General features: G+C 69.6%; 17 protein-coding genes. 12 read left to right on the top strand and 5 right to left on the bottom strand.

The window, feature by feature from the left end:
* Positions 1-5 precede the first annotated feature (5 nt).
* Positions 6-1,010 (top strand): potassium channel family protein, encoded by a 1,005-nt coding sequence (locus tag R2J76_RS18265; protein WP_316413088.1) that lies wholly within the window; start codon positions 6-8, stop codon positions 1,008-1,010.
* 32 nt (positions 1,011-1,042) lie between these two features.
* Positions 1,043-2,923, top strand: a complete 1,881-nt coding sequence (locus R2J76_RS18270) for a cation:proton antiporter (protein ID WP_316413089.1) — start codon at positions 1,043-1,045, stop codon at positions 2,921-2,923.
* A gap of 400 nt (positions 2,924-3,323) precedes the next feature.
* On the opposite strand, the gene R2J76_RS18275 is transcribed toward R2J76_RS18270, so the two are convergent.
* From R2J76_RS18275 to R2J76_RS18285, 3 genes are read right to left on the bottom strand one after another with little or no spacing between them, the layout of a single operon-like run.
* Positions 3,324-4,253: a cell division protein FtsX gene (locus R2J76_RS18275; RefSeq protein WP_316413090.1), complete on the bottom strand. Its 930-nt coding sequence runs from the start codon at positions 4,251-4,253 to the stop codon at positions 3,324-3,326.
* Position 4,254: 1 nt separating this feature from the next.
* The gene (locus R2J76_RS18280) at positions 4,255-5,397 is read right to left on the bottom strand and encodes a hypothetical protein (RefSeq protein ID WP_316413091.1); all 1,143 of its coding nucleotides are present in this window, start codon (positions 5,395-5,397) and stop codon (positions 4,255-4,257) included.
* Between the two features lie 17 nt (positions 5,398-5,414).
* The gene (locus R2J76_RS18285; protein WP_316413092.1) at positions 5,415-6,440 is read right to left on the bottom strand and encodes a DUF4388 domain-containing protein; all 1,026 of its coding nucleotides are present in this window, start codon (positions 6,438-6,440) and stop codon (positions 5,415-5,417) included.
* Between the two features lie 152 nt (positions 6,441-6,592).
* Here R2J76_RS18285 and ribB point away from each other — a divergent pair, with 152 nt between their 5' ends.
* The 3 genes from ribB to trxA all read left to right on the top strand — a co-directional run bounded on the left by ribB (position 6,593) and on the right by trxA (position 8,522).
* A complete protein-coding gene (gene ribB, locus R2J76_RS18290) occupies positions 6,593-7,666 on the top strand; it encodes a 3,4-dihydroxy-2-butanone-4-phosphate synthase (RefSeq protein ID WP_316413093.1) in 1,074 nt (357 codons plus the stop codon).
* Positions 7,667-7,731: 65 nt separating this feature from the next.
* On the top strand, positions 7,732-8,160 hold the full coding sequence (locus R2J76_RS18295) for a Crp/Fnr family transcriptional regulator (RefSeq protein WP_316413094.1): 429 nt from the start codon (positions 7,732-7,734) through the stop codon (positions 8,158-8,160).
* 41 nt (positions 8,161-8,201) lie between these two features.
* Positions 8,202-8,522 carry a thioredoxin gene (trxA, locus tag R2J76_RS18300; RefSeq protein ID WP_316413095.1) on the top strand — a complete coding sequence of 107 codons (321 nt, stop codon included), beginning with the start codon at positions 8,202-8,204 and terminating at the stop codon, positions 8,520-8,522.
* Positions 8,523-8,838: 316 nt separating this feature from the next.
* Here trxA and R2J76_RS18305 read toward each other — a convergent pair whose 3' ends face one another.
* Complete coding sequence (locus R2J76_RS18305; RefSeq protein WP_316413096.1) at positions 8,839-9,759, bottom strand: ATP-binding response regulator; 921 nt, start codon at positions 9,757-9,759, stop codon at positions 8,839-8,841.
* Positions 9,760-9,788: 29 nt separating this feature from the next.
* The gene (locus tag R2J76_RS18310) at positions 9,789-11,045 is read right to left on the bottom strand and encodes a 3-deoxy-D-manno-octulosonic acid transferase (protein ID WP_316413097.1); all 1,257 of its coding nucleotides are present in this window, start codon (positions 11,043-11,045) and stop codon (positions 9,789-9,791) included.
* A gap of 45 nt (positions 11,046-11,090) precedes the next feature.
* Here R2J76_RS18310 and R2J76_RS18315 point away from each other — a divergent pair, with 45 nt between their 5' ends.
* The 7 genes from R2J76_RS18315 to gatD all read left to right on the top strand — a co-directional run bounded on the left by R2J76_RS18315 (position 11,091) and on the right by gatD (position 21,393).
* Positions 11,091-12,077 carry a CobW family GTP-binding protein gene (locus R2J76_RS18315; protein WP_316413098.1) on the top strand — a complete coding sequence of 329 codons (987 nt, stop codon included), beginning with the start codon at positions 11,091-11,093 and terminating at the stop codon, positions 12,075-12,077.
* Between the two features lie 67 nt (positions 12,078-12,144).
* Complete coding sequence (locus R2J76_RS18320) at positions 12,145-12,834, top strand: rhodanese-like domain-containing protein (protein WP_316413099.1); 690 nt, start codon at positions 12,145-12,147, stop codon at positions 12,832-12,834.
* Positions 12,831-13,298 carry a MauE/DoxX family redox-associated membrane protein gene (locus R2J76_RS18325; RefSeq protein ID WP_316413100.1) on the top strand — a complete coding sequence of 156 codons (468 nt, stop codon included), beginning with the start codon at positions 12,831-12,833 and terminating at the stop codon, positions 13,296-13,298. Before R2J76_RS18320 ends, R2J76_RS18325 begins: the two co-directional genes overlap by 4 nt.
* A 33-nt stretch (positions 13,299-13,331) precedes the next feature.
* Entirely contained in the window at positions 13,332-14,942 is a 1,611-nt protein-coding gene (locus tag R2J76_RS18330) for an ABC-F family ATP-binding cassette domain-containing protein (protein ID WP_316413101.1), read from the top strand.
* Between the two features lie 10 nt (positions 14,943-14,952).
* Complete coding sequence (locus R2J76_RS18335) at positions 14,953-17,373, top strand: SIS domain-containing protein (RefSeq protein WP_316413102.1); 2,421 nt, start codon at positions 14,953-14,955, stop codon at positions 17,371-17,373.
* Positions 17,374-18,055: 682 nt separating this feature from the next.
* A complete protein-coding gene (gene gatE, locus R2J76_RS18340) occupies positions 18,056-19,978 on the top strand; it encodes a Glu-tRNA(Gln) amidotransferase subunit GatE (protein ID WP_316413103.1) in 1,923 nt (640 codons plus the stop codon).
* Positions 19,975-21,393 (top strand): Glu-tRNA(Gln) amidotransferase subunit GatD, encoded by a 1,419-nt coding sequence (gatD, locus tag R2J76_RS18345; protein ID WP_316413104.1) that lies wholly within the window; start codon positions 19,975-19,977, stop codon positions 21,391-21,393. The genes gatE and gatD overlap by 4 nt, the downstream gene beginning before the upstream one ends.
* Positions 21,394-21,482: the final 89 nt, after the last annotated feature.

A 21,482-nucleotide genomic window follows, 5' to 3' on the forward strand; every position in this document is an offset into this window, starting at 1 on the left:
GGTCCATGAAGGAGCTCCCTCCCATCCGGCGCCTGGCGCAGTCCCTGTGGCTGCTCACCGTCGTGGCCGTGGCCGGGGCGGTGGGATTCCGGGTCCTGGACAACGCGCGATGGCTGGACGGGTTCTACTACGCCGTGACCACCCTGGTGGGCTTCCGGGATTCCCACCCCGCCAGTCCCGCCCTCAAGGTCTTCACCATGGCCTACATCATCACCGGCATCGTGGTGGTGGGCATGGCCTTTTCCAATCTCCTGGCCCTCCTGCTGGAGGGGGACCTCAAGGGCTACTTCCTGGAGCGACGCATGCAGAAACGCCTCAACGCCCTCAAGGACCACATCATCGTGTGCGGGTTCGGCAAGACGGGCTTCCAGGCCGCCTGGGAGCTCAAGCAGGTGGGGGTGCCCTTCGTCCTCATCGAGAAGGACGAGAGCAAGAGCCACAACGCCCGGTTCGAGGGCGAGCTCTTCCTGGTGGGAAACGCCATGGACGAAGTCCTCCTGGAGCGGGCCGGCATCACCCGCGCCCGGGGCCTCATCACCACCCTCCAGACCGACGCGGACAACGTGCTGGTGACCCTCACGGCCCGCCAGATGAACCCGAACCTCTCCATCGTGGCCCGCTCCACCAAGCTGGGAACCGAGAACAAGCTCAAGGCCGCCGGGGCCGACCACATCGTCAGCCCCTACGAGATCGGCGGGCGCCGCATGGCCTCGCTCCTGCTGACCCCGGACCTCCTCAACTACGTGGACGTCATCCTGGACAAGAAGCAGATGGAGATGGCCATCGAGCACATCCTCGTGCGCCCCGAATCCTACCTGGTGGGCAAGACCATGCGCGAGGTGCGCCTGAGGGACCGCACCGGCGCGCTCATCGTGGGCATCAACCGGCCCATGGAGGGCCTCCGCTTCAACCCCACCGGCTCCGAGGTTTTCGAGGCCGGGGACGTGCTGCTGGCCATGGGGGACCATGAGGCCCTGGACGCCCTGGTGAAGGTTTCCCGCGGGGTCTGAAACGAACCCCGCCCTCGGGGCACTCCAAGGGCATGGATTCCAGTTCCCACCTGCTTATCGTTGATCTTGCCACCGTCCTGGGCGTGGCGGCCCTCACCACCCTGCTCTTCCGGAGGCTGCGCCAGCCGGCGGTGCTGGGCTACCTCCTCGCGGGCCTCATCGTGGGGCCCCACGTGCCGGTGCCCCTCGCGGCCCACCTCCAGAACGTCCAGACCCTGGCGGAACTGGGGGTCATCCTTCTGATGTTCTCGGTGGGCCTGGAATTCGATTTCCGCAAGCTGGCCCGGGAGGGGGTCCCCGCCGTCCTCCTGGGAGTCGCGCAGGTGGGCCTCACCACCTGGCTGGGGTACCTGGCGGGGCGCGGCCTGGGCTGGGGCCCGCGGGAAAGCGCGCTCATGGCCGCGGCCCTGGCGGTGTCCAGCACCATGATCATCGCCAAGCTCTTCGAGGAGCACGGCGGCAAGGGCCCCTTCCGGGACCTGGTCTTCTCGGTCCTGGTGGTCCAGGACCTCTTCGCCATCCTGCTCCTGGCGGGCATGGACACCTCGTCGGCCGCGTCCGGGGGCATCGGCTGGGCCCTGGCGCGGGTGGGCCTCTTCCTGGCGGGCCTCCTGGGGCTGGGGGGCCTCCTCCTGCCGCCCCTGCTGCGCTGGGCCGCGGACCACGGCCGGGACGAGACCCTGCTGGTGGCCGCCGTGGGGGCCTGCTTCACCTGCGCCGTGCTGGCGTCGAAATCCGGATGTTCACCGGCACTGGGCGCTTTCGCGGCGGGGATGCTCGCGGCCGGCAGCCGGCGGGTGCGCCCCATCGAGCGCCTGGTGATCCCCGTGCGGGATCTCTTCGGCGCCATCTTCTTCGTGGCGGTGGGCATGCTCATGGATCCGCGGGTCCTGGCGGGGCAGGCGGGCCCGATCCTCCTCCTTTCCGCCGTGGTGCTCCTGGGCAGTGCGGCCGGAGGCGCCCTGGGGGCCGCGGCGGCGGGCATCCCGGCGCCCACCGGCCTGCGGGTGGGCCTCACCCTGGCCCAGCCCGGCGAGCTTTCCTTCGTCCTGGTGGGGGTGGGCGCCGCGGCGGGCCTGCGCTTTCCCCAGGCCCTGCCCGTGGTGGTGGGCGTGGCCTTCGTGACCGCCGTGGCGGGCCCCTTCTTCTTCCGCCGGGGGGAGGCCATCGCCCGCGGCTTCGACCGGGCTCTTCCCGCCCCGGCGCACCGCGCCCTCGCCCGGATCCAGGGATGGACCACGGGCCTGCGCCGGCGCGCCCCCCGCGGTCCCAGGGGCCTCCCCGTGGGCTACCTCCTCCTGGACGCGGTTCTCTTCAATCTCCTCGCCATCGGCGCCAGCCAGGTGCGGCACCACCCCCTGGTGCGCGCCCAGCCCCTCGCCGCCGGAGGGTTGCTTATGCTGGGCCTGGCCTTCCTGGGCTGGGCCTTGCACCGCCGCACCGCCCAGCTCGCCGCCACCGCCGGGCTGCGCACGGCCCTGCTCCTGGCCTTGGCCGCCCCCAGCTTCGCCGTGGTGCAGCCCCTGCTGCCCCGGGGCCCCGCCCTGGCCCTGGCGGTGGGCATCCTGGTGTGCGTGGGCATCCTGGGCCGGATTCCGGCGCGCCCCGCGCCCCGCTTCGGCATCCAATGGCTCCTGGATGGCGTCCGGCAGCCCTGGCGCCAGGGCCCGGCCGAAACCGAGGCGTCCCTGGCGACCCTTCCCCTGGCCGTGGGATCCCCCTTCGTCGGCCGTCCCCTGGCCGATCTGCAATTGGCCCTGGAGGACGCGGAAAACACGGGGATTCTGGCCGTCCAGCGGGGCGGCCAATGGTTCCCCGCCCAGGCGGGTTTCCGGCTCCAGGCGGGGGACCGCATCGCCCTGGGCGCCACCCATGGGGCCCTGGGAAGGGCGGAAGGCCTACTGAAAGGCTAGGGTCTTGGTCGGAATCTGTGGACAAGGATGGCTTATACCCGATCCCCTTCGGGGCATGGTGCCTGGAAGGTGAGTGTCCTGGCAACGCACGAACCTGTTGCGCCGGAGAATCCAGGCGAAAAGATGAAACGCTGGGGCGCAGGGATCTCGCTGGGGCGCTGGGGGTCAAGCCCGGGTGTGAACGCCCCGGCGGATCCCGCCATCCATGAGGGGCCAGGCGCGGACGTTCAGAAACAGGCCAACCCCCAGACCGGAGAAACGCAACCGCGTATTGATCTGGGCGAAGTGGGCATCCACCCGCTTTTCCTTCTTTTCCCAGCGCCCCAGCGAGTCCCCAGCGCCTCAGCGTTTAATCGTTTCGATGGGCCTTCCGTTGAGTCTATAAATTGCCGAACACTCCCTAGGCGCCCCGCTGCTCCATGAGGGCCTCGGACTTGCGCATGGCCCGCTGGGTGGTCCAGAAGCCCCAGAGGGCGCCCAGGGCGCCGGTGGCGGTGCCGATGAGGCCGATCAGGGCCAGGTTGCCCGGCGAGAAGAAGCCCAGCCTCGCCAGTTCCACCAGGAGGGGCGACAGGCGGCCCATGCCGTGGGCCACGGGCCACCATAGGCCCAGGAGGCCCAGCACCGCCACCATGGATGCCAGGAGGCCCAGCACGCCGCCTTCCACCAGGAGGGGGGTGCGGATGAAGCCCTCGGTGGCTCCCACCAGGCGCATGATGGTGATCTCCTCCTCGCGGGTCATGATGCACATGCGGATGACGTTGCCGGTGGCGAAGCCGGCGGCCACCAGGAGCAGGACGCCGAAGGAACTGAGCGCCGACCGCATGAGGCGGGCCGTCTTCTGGAGCCCCTCCAGGCGCTCCTGATCCACCACCACGTCACCCACCCCGGGCAGGGAGCGCAGGCTCTCCCCCACGTCGATGGCCTTGCGCGCCGCCAGAAGGTCCGGGCGCAGGCTCAGTTCCAGGGTCTCGGGGATGGGCTCGCCCAGGCTCTTGAGCATGAGGCCCGCGTCCCGGGTGGTCTCCAGGAACCTGCGGGTGGTCTCCTGGGAGGAGATGCGCTTGACGCTCGCGAAGCGCGGGTCCCGGCGGAGCTGGCCTTCGGCCTGGTCCAGGCCGCCGCCCTCGTTGGCGAAGATGGTGATGCGGGCCAGGCCCTCCATGCGCGAGACCCACCGGTCCAGCCCCTGCACCACCAGCAGGCCTCCGCCGGCCAGGAGCAGGCCCGAGGCCAGGGTGAGCACGGCCAGGAAATGCTGGCCCCGGTGCCGGAACAGATCGTTCACCACGTCGCGGATCAGCAGGCCCAGGAGCCGGTAGAAGACCATCCTACTTGCTCCCGTCCAGGGCCAGGCCGCGGATCTCCACCCCGGTGCCCAGGTAGTACCGCACGGAGGCGGCCGCGGAGGAGGGGCTCTTCCAGATCCGCAGGATGTTGGCGCCCGTGCCCGAGCCGGTGGTGGAGGCGGTGAAGTCGGCCCCCGCCATCCAGTCCTTCACCTGGGCGTGGGCGAGGAAGCGCAGGCCGGCCAGGGCCGTGGCGGTGTCGGGCAGGGCCCCGTAGGGGGCCTGGTTCATGTTCCCGAGGGTGAACTGCCCCTGGTTGAAGGCCAGCACCGCGTTGCCGGAGGCGATGGGCCGGGCCACGTAGAGGCGGTTGAAGGTGGTGTCGTAGGCCAGGGAGGCGTTGGCGGGGGTGTTGGACCCGTCCCACAGCTTCGTGCCGTCGCCCACGAGCACCTGGGTGTTGTACTGGAACGCGGTGCCCGACGAGAGGCGCAGGCGCGGTCCCCCGTTGAGCACGCCCAGGGTGTCGGGAACGGTGGACCCGCTGCGGAAGAACCCGATGAGGTTGCCGGAGCCCGTGGCGGCGATGGCGGCGCCCCCGGTGTCCTGGGTGATGGTGCTGTCCAGGTACGTGCCCGCCGGGGCCACGGTGCCCGAGAGGATGGAATCCGGGTTGCTCACGACCCAGATGCGCCAGGCGTTGCTGGAACCCGTCTCCAGCACGTAGAGGGTGCCCGAGGACGTGTCCAGGGCCGCCTGGGAGAACACGGACGACGCCAGGCGATCGGAGCTGGTGTTGCCCAGGGTGAACGTGGCGATGTCCGTGGTGGAGCTGAGGGTGCCGTTCTGGTTGCTGGCGTTGTTGACGCGCACCACGCCGCCGGTCTCGCTGATCAGGTACAGGTTGTTGCTGTTGGTGTTCAGCACCATCCCCCCCCAGGCCAGGGTGCCCAGGTTCGTGATGGCGTCGCCCTTGATGGTCCGGGCCGCGGCCGGCGCGGAACTGTCCGCGGCCAGGTCCGCGATGGTGTTGATGTCGTCCCACGCCAGCACCTGATGGCTGGCGTTGTCGTAGACGTAGAGGGGCGTGGTGCTGGTGTCGCCCGGCTTGGGATCCACGCAGGCCAGGGTGCCCAGGAGCGCGAAAAGGGCGGTGAGGGCGGGGAACAGGCGGGATCGAGTCATGCGGGCTTTCCGGGGTGCTACTTGGCGAAGAGGGCCTTCAGGTGGGCGTTGAGGTTCTTGACGGTATCACCGTCGCACCCGGCGTCCACCGCCCCCCGGGAAACGGCGAGGGCCAGGTTCTTGACCGCCTCGGGGCCTTCGCCGGCGACGAGCTGCTGGTTCGCCTTGGCCTGCAGGCGGTTCACCATCTCGTGGTGCTCCGGCGGCAGGGCCCCCTTGGCTGTCTGGACGATGCGCTGGGTGAAGTTGGTGAGCTTGGCCAGGCGCACCGGATCCTGGGCCGGGGCCAGGGGCCGGGGCGCGGCGTGGGCGGGCCGCAGCTCCACCCGCACGGGCATCTCGGGCTCCGCGGGCAGGGACGGCGGATCCGGGGCGAGGCCCACGGGCTCGGTGACCACCGGGGCGGGCTCGGGCTCCGCCGGGGGCGGTGGAGGGGCCGGCTGGGGCTTCTCCGCCGCGGGGGCGGGTTTCCCGGGCACCTCGGGACGCTTGCCGCTGCGCACGCCCTTGAGCACCACGTGGCCGCCCATGACGAGGCCGTAGAGGTCCTTGGCGATGTTCAGCACGGGCTTCTCCAGCACCTCGGCCAGTTCGGCGACGGTGTAGTACCCCGTGGCCAGGGTCAGGAGCCGGGCCTCCCGCGGGTTCACGCCCGAGGGCGTCTCGCCGGGAAGGAGGGTGGTGTGGGGGTGCAGGTCCAGGGACGGGATCTTCTGGCTGATGACCCGCCACTCGTCCATGCGGCGGTGCATTTCCATGAGGATGGACGGGTTCGGCTTGGTGATGGTCACCTCGACGCCGGGGTCGTTCTCCTCGAAGTGGTAGTGGCCGTCCAGCCACAGCGCCACCTCGTAGATGGCGTCCAGGCCCTCGCAGTCGTTGGATACCGCATGCACGATGCGGCCGTCCTTCAGGTAGATCCGCGCCTTGTGCAGCTCCTCGGACACATGGAAACAGCCGGTCTTTCCGCCCTGGCTCACCAGCTGGATGATATCCGGCAGGGGCGCCTCGCGCATCGAACCTTGGATAAGACCCTGGGACATGGAGATCCCCTCTCTCATAAATGTATGCTTGGACAAAATCCTAGCATGATCCCCCTTCCAGGTGCGCCTGATGGTTGGATGCCCCGAGGCCCCCCCAGGTTCCCCGGGGGCGGGGCACCGTTCTGAAATACAATGACGTTTTGGGATCTGCCGTGAGCACACCTTTCTCCTCCATCGAATCGGCCATCGAGGCCATCCGCCAGGGAAGGATGGTCGTGGTGGTGGATGACGAGGACCGGGAGAACGAGGGCGACCTGACCCTGGCCGCCGAACACGTCACCCCGGAGGCCATCGCCTTCATGGCGACCCACGGCCGGGGGCTCATCTGCACCGCCCTGGAGGGCCCGCTCCTGGACCACCTCCACATCCCCCAGATGGTCCAGGACAACACCAGCCCCTTCGAGACCGCCTTCTGCGTGAGCGTCGAGGCCCGGGAGGGCACCTCCACGGGCATCTCCGCCCACGACCGCTCCCGCACCATCCAGGCCCTGGTGGCCCCCGGGGCCAAGGCCACGGATTTCGTGAAACCCGGCCACGTGTTCCCCCTGCGGGCCAAGCCCGGCGGCGTCCTGGCCCGCACCGGCCAGACGGAGGCCTCCGTGGACCTGGCGCGCCTGGCGGGCCTGCACCCCTCGGGCGTCATCTGCGAAATCATGAAGGACGACGGCACCATGGCCCGGGTCCCCGATCTGGTGCCGTTCTGCCAGAAGTTCGACCTGCCCCTGGTGACCGTGGCCGCCCTGGTGGCCCACCGCCTCCGGGTGGATCCCATCATCCGGCGCGTGGGCACCACGGTGCGGGAGACGGCCTGGGGCACCCTGAAGGTTCACCGGTTCGAGAGCCTCCTGGATGGCAGCCAGCACTTCGCCTACGTGCTGGGCGAGGTGGAGGGGGGCCCGGCTCCCCTTGTGCGGGTGCACCAGGAGACCCTGCCGGACGACCTGGACGGCTTCGGCAAGCTGGCCCCCACCCCCTTCCACGAAGCCATGGACGCCATCCGCACCGAGGGCCGGGGCGTCCTGGTCTACCTCCGCCGCCCCGGCACCGACCCGGAAATCCCGCCCCAGGCCCCCCTCAGCGATCGGGATGTGGGAGTAGGGGCTCATATTCTTGTGTCCCTTGGAGTTAAAGAAATGCGGCTCCTGAGCAGGGCGGAAAAGAAGTATATTGGTCTCCGTGGCTTCGGCCTCGACATCGTCGGTCACGTTCACCTGGACGCCCATTGATTAGTACACAATTCCTCCGAGACTCTCCGCTGTTCAGGGATCTGGACGAGACGGAGCGTGCCCAGGTGCTCACCATCGGCCAGGTGCGCAGCTACCGCCCGGAGGAGGTCATCTTCCGGGAAGGGGACGCGGGGGATGGGCTGTACATCGTGATCGACGGCACCGTGCGCATCTCCAAGCACACCGCCACCGGCGAGGAGGCCCTGGCCATCCTCGAACCCAACGCCTTCTTCGGCGAGATGGCCCTGGTGGACTTCTCCACCCGCGCCGCCGACGCCGTGGCCAACGTCCCCAGCGAGGCCTTCTTCATACCGCTCCGGGAACTGCGGACCCTCATCGAGGCCAACCACGGCATCGCCCTGAAGGTCCTCTACGCCCTCTGCGAGGTGCTGACCCAGCGCCTGCGCGAAACCAACGAGCGGTACATGACCGTGTTCACGCTTGCCCAATGGGGGGGAGGCATGACCCAGGACAACCTGTTCCCCATTCCCTGAGCCGGCCGCATCCGGCCGCTCTACGACCCACGAGGAGATCCATGTCAGACCTAGTCAAGCACATCACCGACGCCGACTTCCAGCAGACCGTCGCCACGGGCGTCACGCTCGTGGACTTCTGGGCCCCCTGGTGCGGCCCCTGCCGCATGATCGCCCCCATCCTGGACGAGCTCGCCGGCGAACTCCAGTCCCAGGCCCGGATCGTCAAGATCAACGTGGACGAGAACCCCGTCGTCGCCGGCCAGTTCGGCGTCATGTCCATCCCCACCCTCCTTCTCTTCAAGGACGGCAAGAAGGTCGACCAGAAGGTCGGCGGCCAGGCCAAGCCCCAGCTCAAGGCCTTCATCCAGCAGGCGCTCTAGGAGCCTGTCCCAAACCTCCGCCCCGTTCCGTCCTCGCCGCACAAGCCGGCGATGACGGAGATGGCGGGAGGAACCTTGGGCCTGTGTTTCGCGTATTCCCTCCCGGTGCCGCCGGGCGCCGACACTGAGCGGTGGCCCCATCACCTATTCAGCCTAGGCGCGACTCACCCCACCCGCCCAACCACGCGAAGCGGTCCCCCCAGGTGGGTCGGGGCCAATGGGTGACAACACAGCCCCATGAATGGGACGCGAGCCTTCCGTTGCCGCGGGCTTGCCCGCGGCAACGACCCGGGTCGAACGTCCGGGACACGTGCGATTACGAGGCCGCGTCCTTCTTGTTGAGGACGAGCGTGATGGCGTTGCCTTTTTCGTTGTGGACCACCTTGTCCATGACCAGGAGGATCAGCGGGAGGCCGCGGCCGCACTGCTTGTTCAGATCCATGTCGGAGAGGGTGGACACCGTGGAGGTGTCGAAGCCCGGGCCCCCGTCCTGGATGGTCACCGTGAAGCTTTCGGCGGTGAGGACGCTCTCCACCTCGATGAGGCGGCCGGCGTAGTGGGGGTCGGCGAGGCGCTTCTGGAACTGGGTGGCGTAGGCGTCGGTCTCCGCGAAGATATCGCCCTTGGTGCCGGAGTCCAGTTCCAGGCACCCGTGCTCCAGGGCGTTGACCAGCGCCTCGTGGAACGCCATCCCGATGACGTCCACGTTGGAGGCCGTGGCGAAGTCCATGGGCACGAGGCGGTCCGTGAGATGGGCGACGAGGCTGGGGATGTCCAGTTCCCCGGCATGGATCCGGAAGCATCGGCGCTCCTCGGTCATGCCCCGGAGGCCCGTTTCGGCCAGGCGGATCTCCCGGTGCAGGTCCACCAGGTGGAAGACGCTGTTGACCAGTTCCCGGATGGTCAGGGGCTTCTGGAACAGGTTGGAGGCGCCCATGCGCATGGCCCGGATGGCGTAGTCCAGGCTGGCCTGGCCCGTCATGAGCACCACCGGCAGGCTGGGACGGGTGGCCTTCACGCGGTTGATCACGTCGAAGCCGTCCATGCCCTCCATGTTGATGTCCGAGATCACCAGGTCGAACAGGGGCGAGGCGGGGTCCTCCAGGAGGTGCAGGGCGCGGTCCCCCTCCGAAAAGGCGTGCACCTTCATGCCGAAGTGCGTGAGGGCGTCGCCCACCATTCCCAGAACGGCCACGTCGTCGTCGATCAGGAGCACATTGGGGGGAAGCGTGGACATGGCGGGACTCCGGGATGGCCGACGATACCTTATCGGAGAGGGGGTAGGCAATTCTTAAGAATGGCTACGGTTTTTTCTAAAGAACCCGCGAGCCCCTCCGGGTAGGGGACCGGATTGCCGCCCTCCGCTGGGCGCAAGGGAAGCGAATCCAACAGATCACAGATCCTTGGCCCCAGGCGCTCCGCCGGGACGACCTCCACCAGCCCCGCGTCCCGCAGGGGGCCCACCAGGTCCTCGAAATTGGTGAAACCGGGTCCCACCAGGGTCGGCAGGCCCCAGCGCACCGGTTCCAGGGGATTGTGGCCGCCGTGCCAGGTCCAGCCCCCGGCCACCAGGGCCAGGGTGCCTTCCCGGTAGGCCGAAGCCAGGTCCCCCAGGGTATCCAGCAGGAGGATGTCGCAGGCCTCCCAGGCGCCGGGGGTCTGGGGCCAGACCTCCGAGGCCCGGCGGAAGGCCCGGCCCGCCAACAGGCCGGCGGCCTCCTGGAAGCGCCGGGGCTGGCGCGGGGCCAGGATCAGGCGCAGGTGCGGGTGCCGCTTCCGGGCGGCGTCCCAGGCCTCCAGCACAAGCGTCTCCTCGCCCTCCACCGTGTTGCCGGCCACCAGGATCGCGGAGGCCGCCCAGCCCCGGCGCAGGTGGGCCCAGCCCCCGTGCAGGGGCCGGGGCGGGGGCAGATCGGCCTTGAGGTTGCCGCCCAGCTCCACCCGGGGGGCCCCCAGTTCCCGGAAGAGGGCGGCCGAGGCCTCGTCCCGGGCGGCGACCACCGTGAGACGCGAGGCGGCCCGGGCCATCCAGGCTCCGCCCCGTTGGAGGCTGCGCCGGGTGAGGCGGCCGTTCACCACGCACCTGGGCACCCCCAGGGCCTCCAGTTCCCGCAGGAGATTGGGCCAGATCTCCGTTTCCAGGCACACGAAGGCCCCGGGGGGCACCTTCAGGAAGGAGGCCAGGCCCCGGGGATCGTCCAGGGGGAAGGCGCCGCCGGTGACCCGGCCCGTGCCCCCGTCCCACCCCGCCAGGCGCCGCTCCAGGAGGGCCAGGCCGTTGGCGGTGCCGGTGGTCACATGCACGTGGTGGCCCCGGTCCCGCAGCACCGCCAGGATCCCCTCGGCCAGCAGGAGCTCCCCCACGCTCACGGCGTGGAGCCAGAGCCAGCCTTCGGGCAGGTCCTCCGGGGCCGCGGCCTCCAGGCGAAGGCGCCAGTCCGGGGGCAGGCCCCGCGCCAGGGCCCGGGCCACGGCGCCCGCGAGGGCGACGGCCCCCAGATAGCTGCTGTCCACCAGGTCCATGGTCCCAGTCTGCCATGATTGAGCCTGGCAACGAAAAGGTCCCCGATGCTCGAAGTCCTCCTGGTCACAGGTCCCCTCGGTTCCGGCAAGACGACGGTGGTGAACCGCCTCCTCAAGGCCGAGCTCCAGCGCGGGGGCAAGGTCGCCGTGCTCATCAACGAATTCGGATCCGTGAGCGTCGACGGCGTCCTGGTGGACGCCGAGCGCCCCGAACTGGCCGACATCGCCAACCTGGTGAACGGATGCGCCTGCTGCAGCCTGAAGGCCGACGTGGTCAAGGTGCTCGCGGACTGGGCCTCCCTGCCCGGGGACCGGCGCCCGGACCGGGTGGTGCTGGAAACCACGGGCCTGGCGGACCCCACGGACCTGGTGGACCTGGAGGAGGACCCCGCCCTGGCCGGCATCCGCCTCGCGGGCTGCCTCACGGTCATCTCCGCCCTGGCCCCCCTGGGGCACCTGGAGCAGAAGGTCCTCCTGCGCCGCCAGGCCGGGCTGGCCAGCCTCTGCTACGTGAGCAAGGCCGACCTGGACCCCAGCATGGCACTGGCCTGGGAGAGCCAGCTGCGCAGCGCCTTCCCCGGCCACGCCATCCTGCGCACCCGCATGGGCGTGGCCCCGGAAGGCGGCCCCGACCCCTGGTCGGGCATCCTCCCCGAAGCCCCCGCCCCCGCCGGAGGCCCCAGCTTCGCCCAGGCCCGGGCCCTGACCCTGCGCTGGGACCATCCGGTGGACCCCGATGCCCTGGAAGCCCTCTTCCTGCGCCCCCCGGAACGGGGGGAGGTGCTGCGCGCCAAGGGCGTCTGCGCCTTCCAGGGCTGGCCGGCCCGGAACGACGGCAGCGACCGGTGGGCCTTCCAACTGGCCGATGGCCGCCTGGAGATCAGCCCCCTTCCCGCCCCGGCCAGCGGCGCCCCGGCCCCCCTGGCCGCCGTCGTCATCGGCCTGGACCTGGACCACGCTTCCTGGAGGCAGCAGTTGCGGGCCCTGGAACGCCCGCCGGCGGGGGCCCGCCGGAAGGTTCCCCTTGCCTGAAGGGGATTCCCTTGGAAAAAGAAGGCCTTGATCCGGGGGACCCGCCCGTCAAGAATTGACGGTGCCCATGAACCGCTACGCCCAATTCTCCCTCCGCGCCCTGGCCTTCGTGGCCGCGGCGGGCCTCCTGGGCACCGCGGCCAACCGATTCGCCCCCCCCCGGCGGAAACTGGACTGGCTGGGCCAGGCCCCCGTGGAGCCCCTCCCTCCCGTGGACCCACCCGGGGCCGCTCCGGCGGCGGAGCTCGAGGCCACCCCGTCGGCCAGACTTACGGACGACCGTGCGGCCAGGCCCGAAACCGCCCGGGCGGCTAGGCCCGAAACCGCCCGGGCGGTCAGGCCCGAGGCCGCCCGGGCGGCTGGGCCCGCGCCCCGGGCCGCCGATCCCCTCCTGCCCTCCGCGACCCAGGCGGTGAGGCAGATCACCTCCCAGGAGGCCTCCCTGGCCTTCGCGAAACACGTCCTCTTCCTGGACGCCCGGCGATCGGCGGAATTCGAGGACGGGCATGTGCAGGGCGCCTGGAGCGCCCCCGTGTGGGAAGTCGACTGCGACCGGCGCATCACGGAATTCGAGGCCCGGGCCAACCCCGGCATGAAGGACCCCATCGTGGTCTACTGCTCCAGCGGATGCGAGGATTCCAGGCTGCTGGCCGCCAAGCTCCAGGCCCTGGGCTACCGGAACCTGCTGGTGTACACCGACGGCTTCCCGGACTGGACCGCCAAGGGCCGCCCCGTGGCCCGGGGGCCCCGGCCATGATGCGGCGCCTCGTCCATCCCTGGATCACCGTGCGGGCCCAGATCGCCCTGGGGGCGGTGTTCGTCGTGGCGGCCCTGCCCAAGATCGCCGACCCCCCGGGCTTCGCCAAGGCCATCTGGAACTACCAGCTCTTCCCGGCCTGGGCCGTGAACCCCTCGGCCCTGGTGCTGCCCTGGCTGGAGCTCCTGTGCGGGGTGGCCCTGTGCCTGGGCCTCTGGACCCGGGCCGCCGCGGCCTGGCTCGGGGTCCTGCTCCTGGCCTTCCTCGCGGCCCTGTCCATCAACCTCGCCCGGCACCACCCCGTGGACTGCGGGTGCTTTTCCACCCAGGCCGCGGCCCGCTCCGTGGAGGAGCGGGTGGCCGACATGCGCTGGGCGATCCTCCGGGACGCCGGCCTCCTGCTCCTGGCCGCGCAGGTGCTGGCGGCGGGGGCCCGGCGGTACCAGGGCTCGCGGAATCGTTGAATCCCTGGTAAAATATAGGGTTCTGGGGGAAACATGCTCGGTGCCCAAAACGTGACCATGCGCTTCGGCGCGAGGATCCTCTTCGAGGACGTGACCACCGCGTTCCAGCCCGGGCGCCGCTACGGCCTCACGGGCCCGAACGGCAGCGGCAAGTCCACCTTCATCAAGCTGTTCACCGGGGAGATGGAGCCCACCACCGGCCTGATCCAGCGCCCGAAGAAGATGGGCGTGCTGGCCCAGGACCAGTTCGCCTTCGACGCCTTCCGGGTCATCGACACCGTCATCATGGGCAACAAGCCCCTGTGGGAGGCCCTGCAGGAGCGGGACCGCATCTACGAGAAGACCGACATGACCGACGCCGACGGCATGCGCCTGGGCGAGCTCGAAGGCATCGTGGCCGACGAGGACGGCTACACCGCCGAGGCCGACGCGGCCATCCTCCTGGACGGCCTGGGCGTCCCCGAGGCCTTCCACGAGCGCACCATGGGCGAGATCCAGGGCGGCCAGAAGGTGCGGGTGCTCCTGGCCCAGTCCCTCTTCGGGAACCCGGAGGCCCTGCTCCTGGACGAGCCCACCAACCACCTGGACCTGGACTCCATCCACTGGCTGGAGAACTTCCTGTCCCGGTACAAGGGTTCGCTGGTGGTCATCTCCCACGACCGGCACTTCCTCAACGCCATCTGCACCCATATCGCCGACATCGACTACCAGACCATCATCCAGTACACCGGCGGCTACGACGACATGGTCCTGCAGAAGATGCAGATCCGGTCCCGCCTGGAGTCCGAGAACACCCAGCGCGAGAAGAAGATCGCCCAGCTCAACGACTTCATCCAGCGCTTCGCCGCGGGCACCCGCAGCAGCCAGGTGAACTCCCGCCGCAAGGAGGTGGAGCGCCTCACCCCCAACGACCTGGCCCGCAGCAACATCCAGCGCCCCTACATCATGTTCGGCCAGAACAAGCCCGGGGGCCGCCACGCCCTGGAGTTCGAGGACGTGTGCAAGGGGTACGACCAGGAGGATGGCCGCCAGGAGGTGATCCGCAACTTCACCGCCAACGTCGGCCGGGGCGAGAAGATCGCCCTGGTGGGCCGGAACGGCGCCGGCAAGTCCACCCTGCTCAAGGCCCTGCTGGCCAACGCGCCCCAGGTGACCGAGGCCGACCGCGCCATCGACTCGGGCACGGTGAAATGGGGCCACGAGGTGAACGTGGGGTACTTCGCCCAGGACTTCCGGGAATCCATCCCCGGGGGCTACGCCCTGGTGGACTGGCTCCGGCAGTTCGACCCCGACGCCCTGGTGGAGCAGATCCGCGGCGTCCTGGGGCAGATGCTCTTCCGGGGCGAGGAGGGCATGAAGCGCACCGAGGTCCTCTCCGGAGGCGAAGGCTGCCGCCTCATGTTCTGCAAGCTCATGCTCCAGAAGCCCAACTTCCTGGTGCTGGACGAGCCCACGAACCACCTGGACCTGGAGGCCGTCATCGCCCTCAACACCGCCCTGCAGCGCTACGAGGGCACCGTCATCCTGGTCACGCACGACGAGGACCTCATCGACGAGGTGGCCACCCGCATCTGGAACATCACCGACGACGGCATCGAGGACTTCCAGGGCACCTACGCCGAATTCCAGGCCCATCACAGCTAGGAGATCCGCCATGTGTGGAATCGTTTCCATCTGCTACGGGGCGGAGAACCCCTGCCTCGGCTCCGAGGGGGGCGAGCTCCTCAAGCGCCTGGAGTACCGCGGGTACGACTCCACGGGCGGGGCCTTCGTGGGCGCCGGCGGCGCCATCCGCCTCCTCAAGAAGGTGGGCGCGCCCAGCCGCGTCGTCGTGGACCTGGGCATGGACCGGGAGGCGGGGCAGCGCTTCATCGGCCAGGTGCGCTGGGCCACCTACGGCGCCGTCACCGACGTGAACAGCCAGCCCCACCACGTGCGCTGCAAGGTGGAAATGGTGGGCGCCCACAACGGCAACATCTCCAACACCGACGCCCTCAAGACCTGGCTGGGGGAGCGGGGCCACCGGGTCGTCTCCGACAACGACGGCGAGATGATCACCCACGTCGCGGAGGAGTTCTACGCGGCCAACCTGGAGGCCCCCGGCCCCGTGCTTGAGGGGGTTCGCCGCGGCGACGTCCCGGAAGCCGCGGTGCTCCTCATCGACGCGGCGCGCAAGGCCGACGCCAAGGGCGAGGGCTCGTACGCCGCCGCCTTCTGCGACCCCCGGGTCCCCGGGGTGGTGGCGGTGAAGTCCGGATCCTCCCTGTACGCGGGCCTGGGCACGGACGCCTTCGGGGAGTTCGTGGTGGTCTCCAGCGACCTCACCTCGGTGCTCAGCAAGACGCGGATGCTCATCCCCCTCGCCGAAGGGGAGGGCCTCTGGTTCACGGAGCGGGCGTATGCGGTCTTCCCGCTCGCGGGGCCCCTGGCCTTCTCCACGCCCCGGCCCAAGCGGTCCAAGCTCAACGTGCGCGACACCGGCCTGAGGGCCCCCTTCCGCCACTTCATGGACCAGGAGATCGCCTCCTCCCCGGAGAACCTGGAGGGGATCCTCCGGTACTACTTCACGGACCCCGCCACCGAAGGCCTCTTCCACGCCTTCGAGGAGCGCCTGGACCTGTGCAAGGCCCTGCTGGCCAAGGTCGCCGCCCTGCACGAGGCCGTGGACGAATCCGGCCTGCGGGACGCCTTCCGGGGCCTGCGCGCCGATCCTCTGCACCTGGAGCTTTCCGCCTGGGTGCGGCCCCACCGCGCCGCCCTGGGCCCGGCGGGCCCGGTCTCCGACGAGCGCGCCCTGATGGCGGACCTGCTGCGCCTGGAACCCGGCGCGGGCGACGACGTGGCCCTCTACGATCACCTGACCGTGTGGAAGAAGCAGCGCCGGGTGACCCGCCACCTGCAGGACCTGGTGCACGCCATCCGCACCGCCACCGGCCGGGTCTTCCTGGTGGCCTCGGGCACCTCCCACCACGCCTCCCTGGTGGCGGCCTACTTCTTCAACAACCTCTCCGGCATCGGGGTGTTCCCCGTGAACCCCGGCACGTTCCGGTCCATGTACCTGAACACCCTGGCCCCCGGGGACCTGCTCATCGGCATCACCCAGTCCGGGGAGACCAAGGACCTGGTGGACATCTTCCAGGACGTGCAGGCCCGCATCCCCTCCCTGCGCCGCATCGCCCTGGTGAACAACGAGAACAGCCGGATCCCCCAGGAACTGGTGGAGTTCTACCTGCCCATCCTCTGCGGTCCCGAGATCGCCGTGGCCGCCACCAAGAGCTTCCTCAACCAGATCGCCGTCCTCTACGTCATCGCCGCCTCCTTCTCCCTCACCGAGCGCAAGATCGCCGCCAAGCTGCGGGACGCGGCCGACCTGGTCACCCGCACCCTGGAGACCTGCGGCCCCGACGTGGAGGAGGCCGCCCTGCGCCTCCACCTGGAGCCCTCCCTGCACATCCTGGGCACCGGCCTCATCGGCCTGGCCCGGGAGGGCGCCCTGAAGATCCGCGAGGTGGTCCTCAACCACGCCGAGGGCTACGACGCCGCCGAATTCAAGCACGGCCCCAACACCATCCTGGGGAAGAACACGCTCTTCTCCATCGGCGACCTGGCCGGGCTCCTGGAGGGCTACGAGGCCAAGCGGGACGGACGGCCCTTCGCCGGCGGCATGGAGGCCCTGCGCACCTGGCCCGAACTGGTGGAGGCCCACTTCTCCAACTACCCCCTGCTGTTCGTGTGCCCTTCGGACGAGCGGGATGTGCGCATCACCATCAGCCAGATCCACACCCACAAGATCCGGGGCGCCGATATCCTGCTCATCGCCGAGCGCAACGCCGAACTGGCCATGGCCGTGGCGGGCAGGCCCTCCGGGCAGGACCGCTACTGGTCCAAGTACCTGGAGGTCCCCCCCTCCTCCGACGGCAACCTCTTCGTGTTCGCCGCCTCGATCATGCTTCAGCGCCTGGCCTTCCGCATGTCGGTGCTGAAGATGGAGTACCTGGATGGACTCAAGGTGGTGGACCACGGCGTCCATCCCGATAGCCCAAAGAACGTTTCGAAGTCCATAACCGTCGACTAACCCCCGGTTCTGCGGGGACGGCTTGGATGCGGGAACGTACGGGTCCCGGACGTTCGCCCTGGTTCGTCATCGCCGGCCAAGCCGGCGATGACGGGGGGAGCGGAGGGGACGGGGGGGCTGTGCTGCGCCTATTGGCTTCGTTGGGGGGGTGAGAGGTCGGAACGGGAGGGCTCCCCGGGAGGGCCCTGGCGAGTGGAGTGGCAATCATGGGTCGAAGGTTTCGCTTCGCGTGTGGCTGCACGGCACAGGTGGGCGCCGACGCTGGTTTCCCAACTGTGCCTTCACCCTTCGTCCATGGATCACGGCAAGCGCGAGCAGCAGCTTGCTGCTGCGGAAGCGCTCCCGGTGGGTCGGCGCCGGGCGGTGGAACCGGGTTGGGTCGTGCACCCCTGTGGGAACCAGGCGCAATGAACCTGGAGCCCCCGGCAGGGGGGGCTGGAGCGGGCCGGAATGTCCAACCTGCAGGCGGGCTCCTCGCCTTCTTGGCCTGGAACCAGGGATATGAGCGGTTTTGTCATCGTTGGGCGTTAGGGGGTTAAGGGCATGGGAGTTAGATGGACTGCGCATTCATGGGGATGTGACCGGGATCATCAATCCCGCCCTCACCGCGGTCCCAGCCTTGACGGGGCGCTCGCCCAAGCGGGACCATCCCTCAAGAAGTCCTTAGCCCCATAGGTGTGGAATGATCGAGAAGCTGGACTATCAATCGGCGGGATTGATCTCGGGCCTGGAGGTGCACCAGCAGCTCCTGACGGCCCACAAGCTGTTCTGCCGCTGCCCGGCCGGCCTCTACACCCACACCCACGACGGCGAGGTGCTGCGGCACATGCGCCCGACCCTCAGCGAACTGGGCGAGTACGACGGCACCGCCCTCATGGAGTTCAAGACCCGCAAGGAGATCATCTACCTCCTGAACCACCTCAACGTGTGCACGTACGAAATGGACGATACGCCGCCCTTCCTGGTGAACCAGGAGGCCATCGACGTGGCCATCGAGCTTTGCCTGGCCATGGGCATGGATATCATCGACGAGGTGCACATCGCCCGGAAGCAGTACCTGGACGGCTCCATCCCCACGGGGTTCCAGCGCACGGCCATCGTGGGCATGAACGGCGGGCTCCCCTTCAAGGGCCGCAGGCTCTCCGTGACGCACCTGTCCATCGAGGAGGACTCCTGCCGCGAGGTGAGCGACAAGGGCCACCGCATCGTGTGGCGCACGGACCGCCTGGGCATGCCCCTCACCGAGACCGTCACGGGCCCCGATCTGCGCACCCCCGAGGAGGTGCGCGACGCCATCACCCTCTGCGGGCTGGTGGCGCGCAGCACGGGCCGGGTGCGCACGGGACTGGGCGCGAGCCGGCAGGACGTGAACGTGAGCGTCGCCGGCGGCAGCCGGGTGGAGATCAAGGGCGTGCCCAAGGCGGGCTACGCCGTCAAGCTCGTGCACAACGAGGGGGTGCGCCAGGTGAACCTCCTGCGCTTCCGGGAGGAGCTTCACCGCCGCGGCATGCGCGAACCCGCCGATATCCGCACCTCCGCCGTGGACGTCTCGGAGATCTTCCAGGGGGTGGACCTGGGCTTCATGCAGCGCGCCCTGCGGGGCGGGGGCCGCATCTTCGCCGTCAAGCTCGAGGGCGGCCTGGGCCTGGCCCAGTTCCCCACCCAGCCCGACACCACGTTCCTGGACGAGCTGAGCGGGCGCATCCGGGTCATCGCGTGCCTGGACGAGGCGCCCATCGTGCTCAGCGGCCTGCACATGCCCGAATTCCCCGCCCGCCACCGGGTCCTGGACCGGGTGCGGCGCAAGCTGCGCCTGGGGGAGAACGACGACTACTTCATCGTCTTCGGCCCCGAGGCCGACTGCCGCACCGCGGCCGAGGAGATCCGCCTGCGCTTCGTGGACGCCCTCAAGGGCGTGCCCCAGGAGACCCGCCAGGCCATGGTGGGCGGCTTCACGACCTTCGAGCGGATCCTCCCCGGACCGGACCGCATGTACCCCGACACGGACTCGCCCCCCACCCGCATCACCCCCGAGCGGGTTGAGGCGGCCCGCGCCCGCATGAAGCCCACCCCCTGGGAGCGCTTCCACCAGTTCGGCGCCTGGCGCGTGCCCGCGGAAACCACGGAATTCCTCATCCGCCGGGGGGGCGTGGCCATCGTGGACGCGGTGGTGCAGCACACCGGCGTCGACGGCCTCGTGGCCGCCGTGGAGATCGGCCAGCGCGCCAAGGCGCTCCAGCGCCGCGGCATCCCCATGGAACGCCTGGGGGCCTCCGAATGGGTGCAGATCTTCGACCTCCTCACCGGGGGGCAGATCTCCCGGGAGGCCATCCCGGCCCTGGCCACCCACATGGCCACCCATCCCGGCAGCGACGCGGTGGCGGCCATGTCCGCCCTGGGCTTCGGGCTCCAGCCCCGGGAGGCCTGGTCCCGGCAGCTTGCGGGCCTTTCCATGGAGGACTACCGCATCGACCTGGGCGATTCCGACGGCAAGCGCCTGCGCTTCCTGGCCGGGCGCGCCATGAAGGACCTGCTCGGCAAGGCCCCGGCCCGGGACGTGGCCGACTACCTGAGGAACCGACTCACCCAGGAGGCCGCGCGATGAGCGAACCGGAACGGGACGACCGATACCAGGGCTACCGCGGGCCCGCCCGCGCCGCCCTCGAGAGGTACGGCATCGGCGTGTGGAGCGAAGTGGAAGTGGTCAACGACCGGGGCTCCGTGTTCAAGGGCGTGATCCTGCCCCGCAGCGAGACCTTCGACGATCTCCACATCGTCATCAAGCTGGTCAACGGCTACAACGTGGGCGTGGTGGCGAACCGCATCGCCTCGGCCCGGGAGCTGGGCTACAAGAAGGCCGTGTACCGCATCCCCGAGAAGGCCTTCCCGGTGGATTCCCGCAAGAAGAACGTCACCCTCCTGGGCACCGGCGGCACCATCGCCTCGCGCCTGGACTACCGCACCGGCGCCGTGATCCCGGCCTTCACCCCGGGCGAGCTGTACGGGGCCGTGCCCGAGCTTGCCGACATCGCCAACATGGACACCAAGAAGCTCTTCGGGGTCTTCAGCGAGAACATGGGCCCCGAGCAGTACATCGCCCTGGCCAAGGCCATCGGCGAGGAGATCAAGCGCGGCGTCGACGGCATCGTCATCGGCCACGGCACCGACACCATGAGCCACACGGGCGCCATCCTCAGCTTCATGGTCCAGAACTCCCCCGTGCCCATCGTCCTGGTGGGGAGCCAGCGCAGTTCCGACCGGCCCTCCTCCGACGCCGCCCTCAACCTCATGAACGCCGTGCGCACCGCGGCCGAGTGCGACATCGCCGAAGTGATGCTCTGCATGTTCGGGCCCACCTCCGACAACTACGACCTGCTCCACCGGGGCACCCGCTGCCGCAAGATGCACTCCAGCTACCGGAGCACCTTCCGCACCATCGGCGCCACCCCCCTGGCCACGGTGTCCCGGGACCGGGGCGAGAACGGGCAGTACTTCAAGTACCTCACCGACGACTTCCTCAAGCGCGACAAGACCCGGGTCCCCATCATCAACCCGTCCTTCGAGGAAAAGGTCACCATCCAGTACTACTACCCCAACTTCAACCCCGACATCATCGACGGCCTGTCCAGCATGGGCTACCGGGGCATGGTCATCGCCGGCACGGGCCTGGGCCACATCAACAAGCCCCTCTACCCCGCCGTGAAGCGCGCCATCGAGAAGGGCATGACCGTCGTCATGACGGTCCAGACCATCTGGGGCTACGCCCAGATGTACGTGTACGACACCGGCCGCGACCTCCTGAACCTGGGCATCATCCCCATGGACAACATGCTCCCCGAGACCGCCTACATGAAGCTGGCCTGGGTGCTGGGCCAGACCGACGACCCCGCCGAGATCCGCCGCATGCTCCTGGCCCCCGTGAACCACGAGATCACCCCCCGGGAGCCCCACAACGGCTACCTGGTCCTCCAGGGCGGCCTTCCGGAGGTGGAAGCCTTCATCGGGCAGCACTGGAAGTAGGATCAGCGCCGCGGACCGGTCATCCCCTTCATCCCCTTCATCCGATCCATCCCCGTTCCCGCAGGGCCAGAGCCGGGGTGGGGCGGCGC

The sequence above is a fragment of the Mesoterricola silvestris genome, from assembly GCF_030295405.1.
Lineage (GTDB): Bacteria > Acidobacteriota > Holophagae > Holophagales > Holophagaceae > Mesoterricola > Mesoterricola silvestris.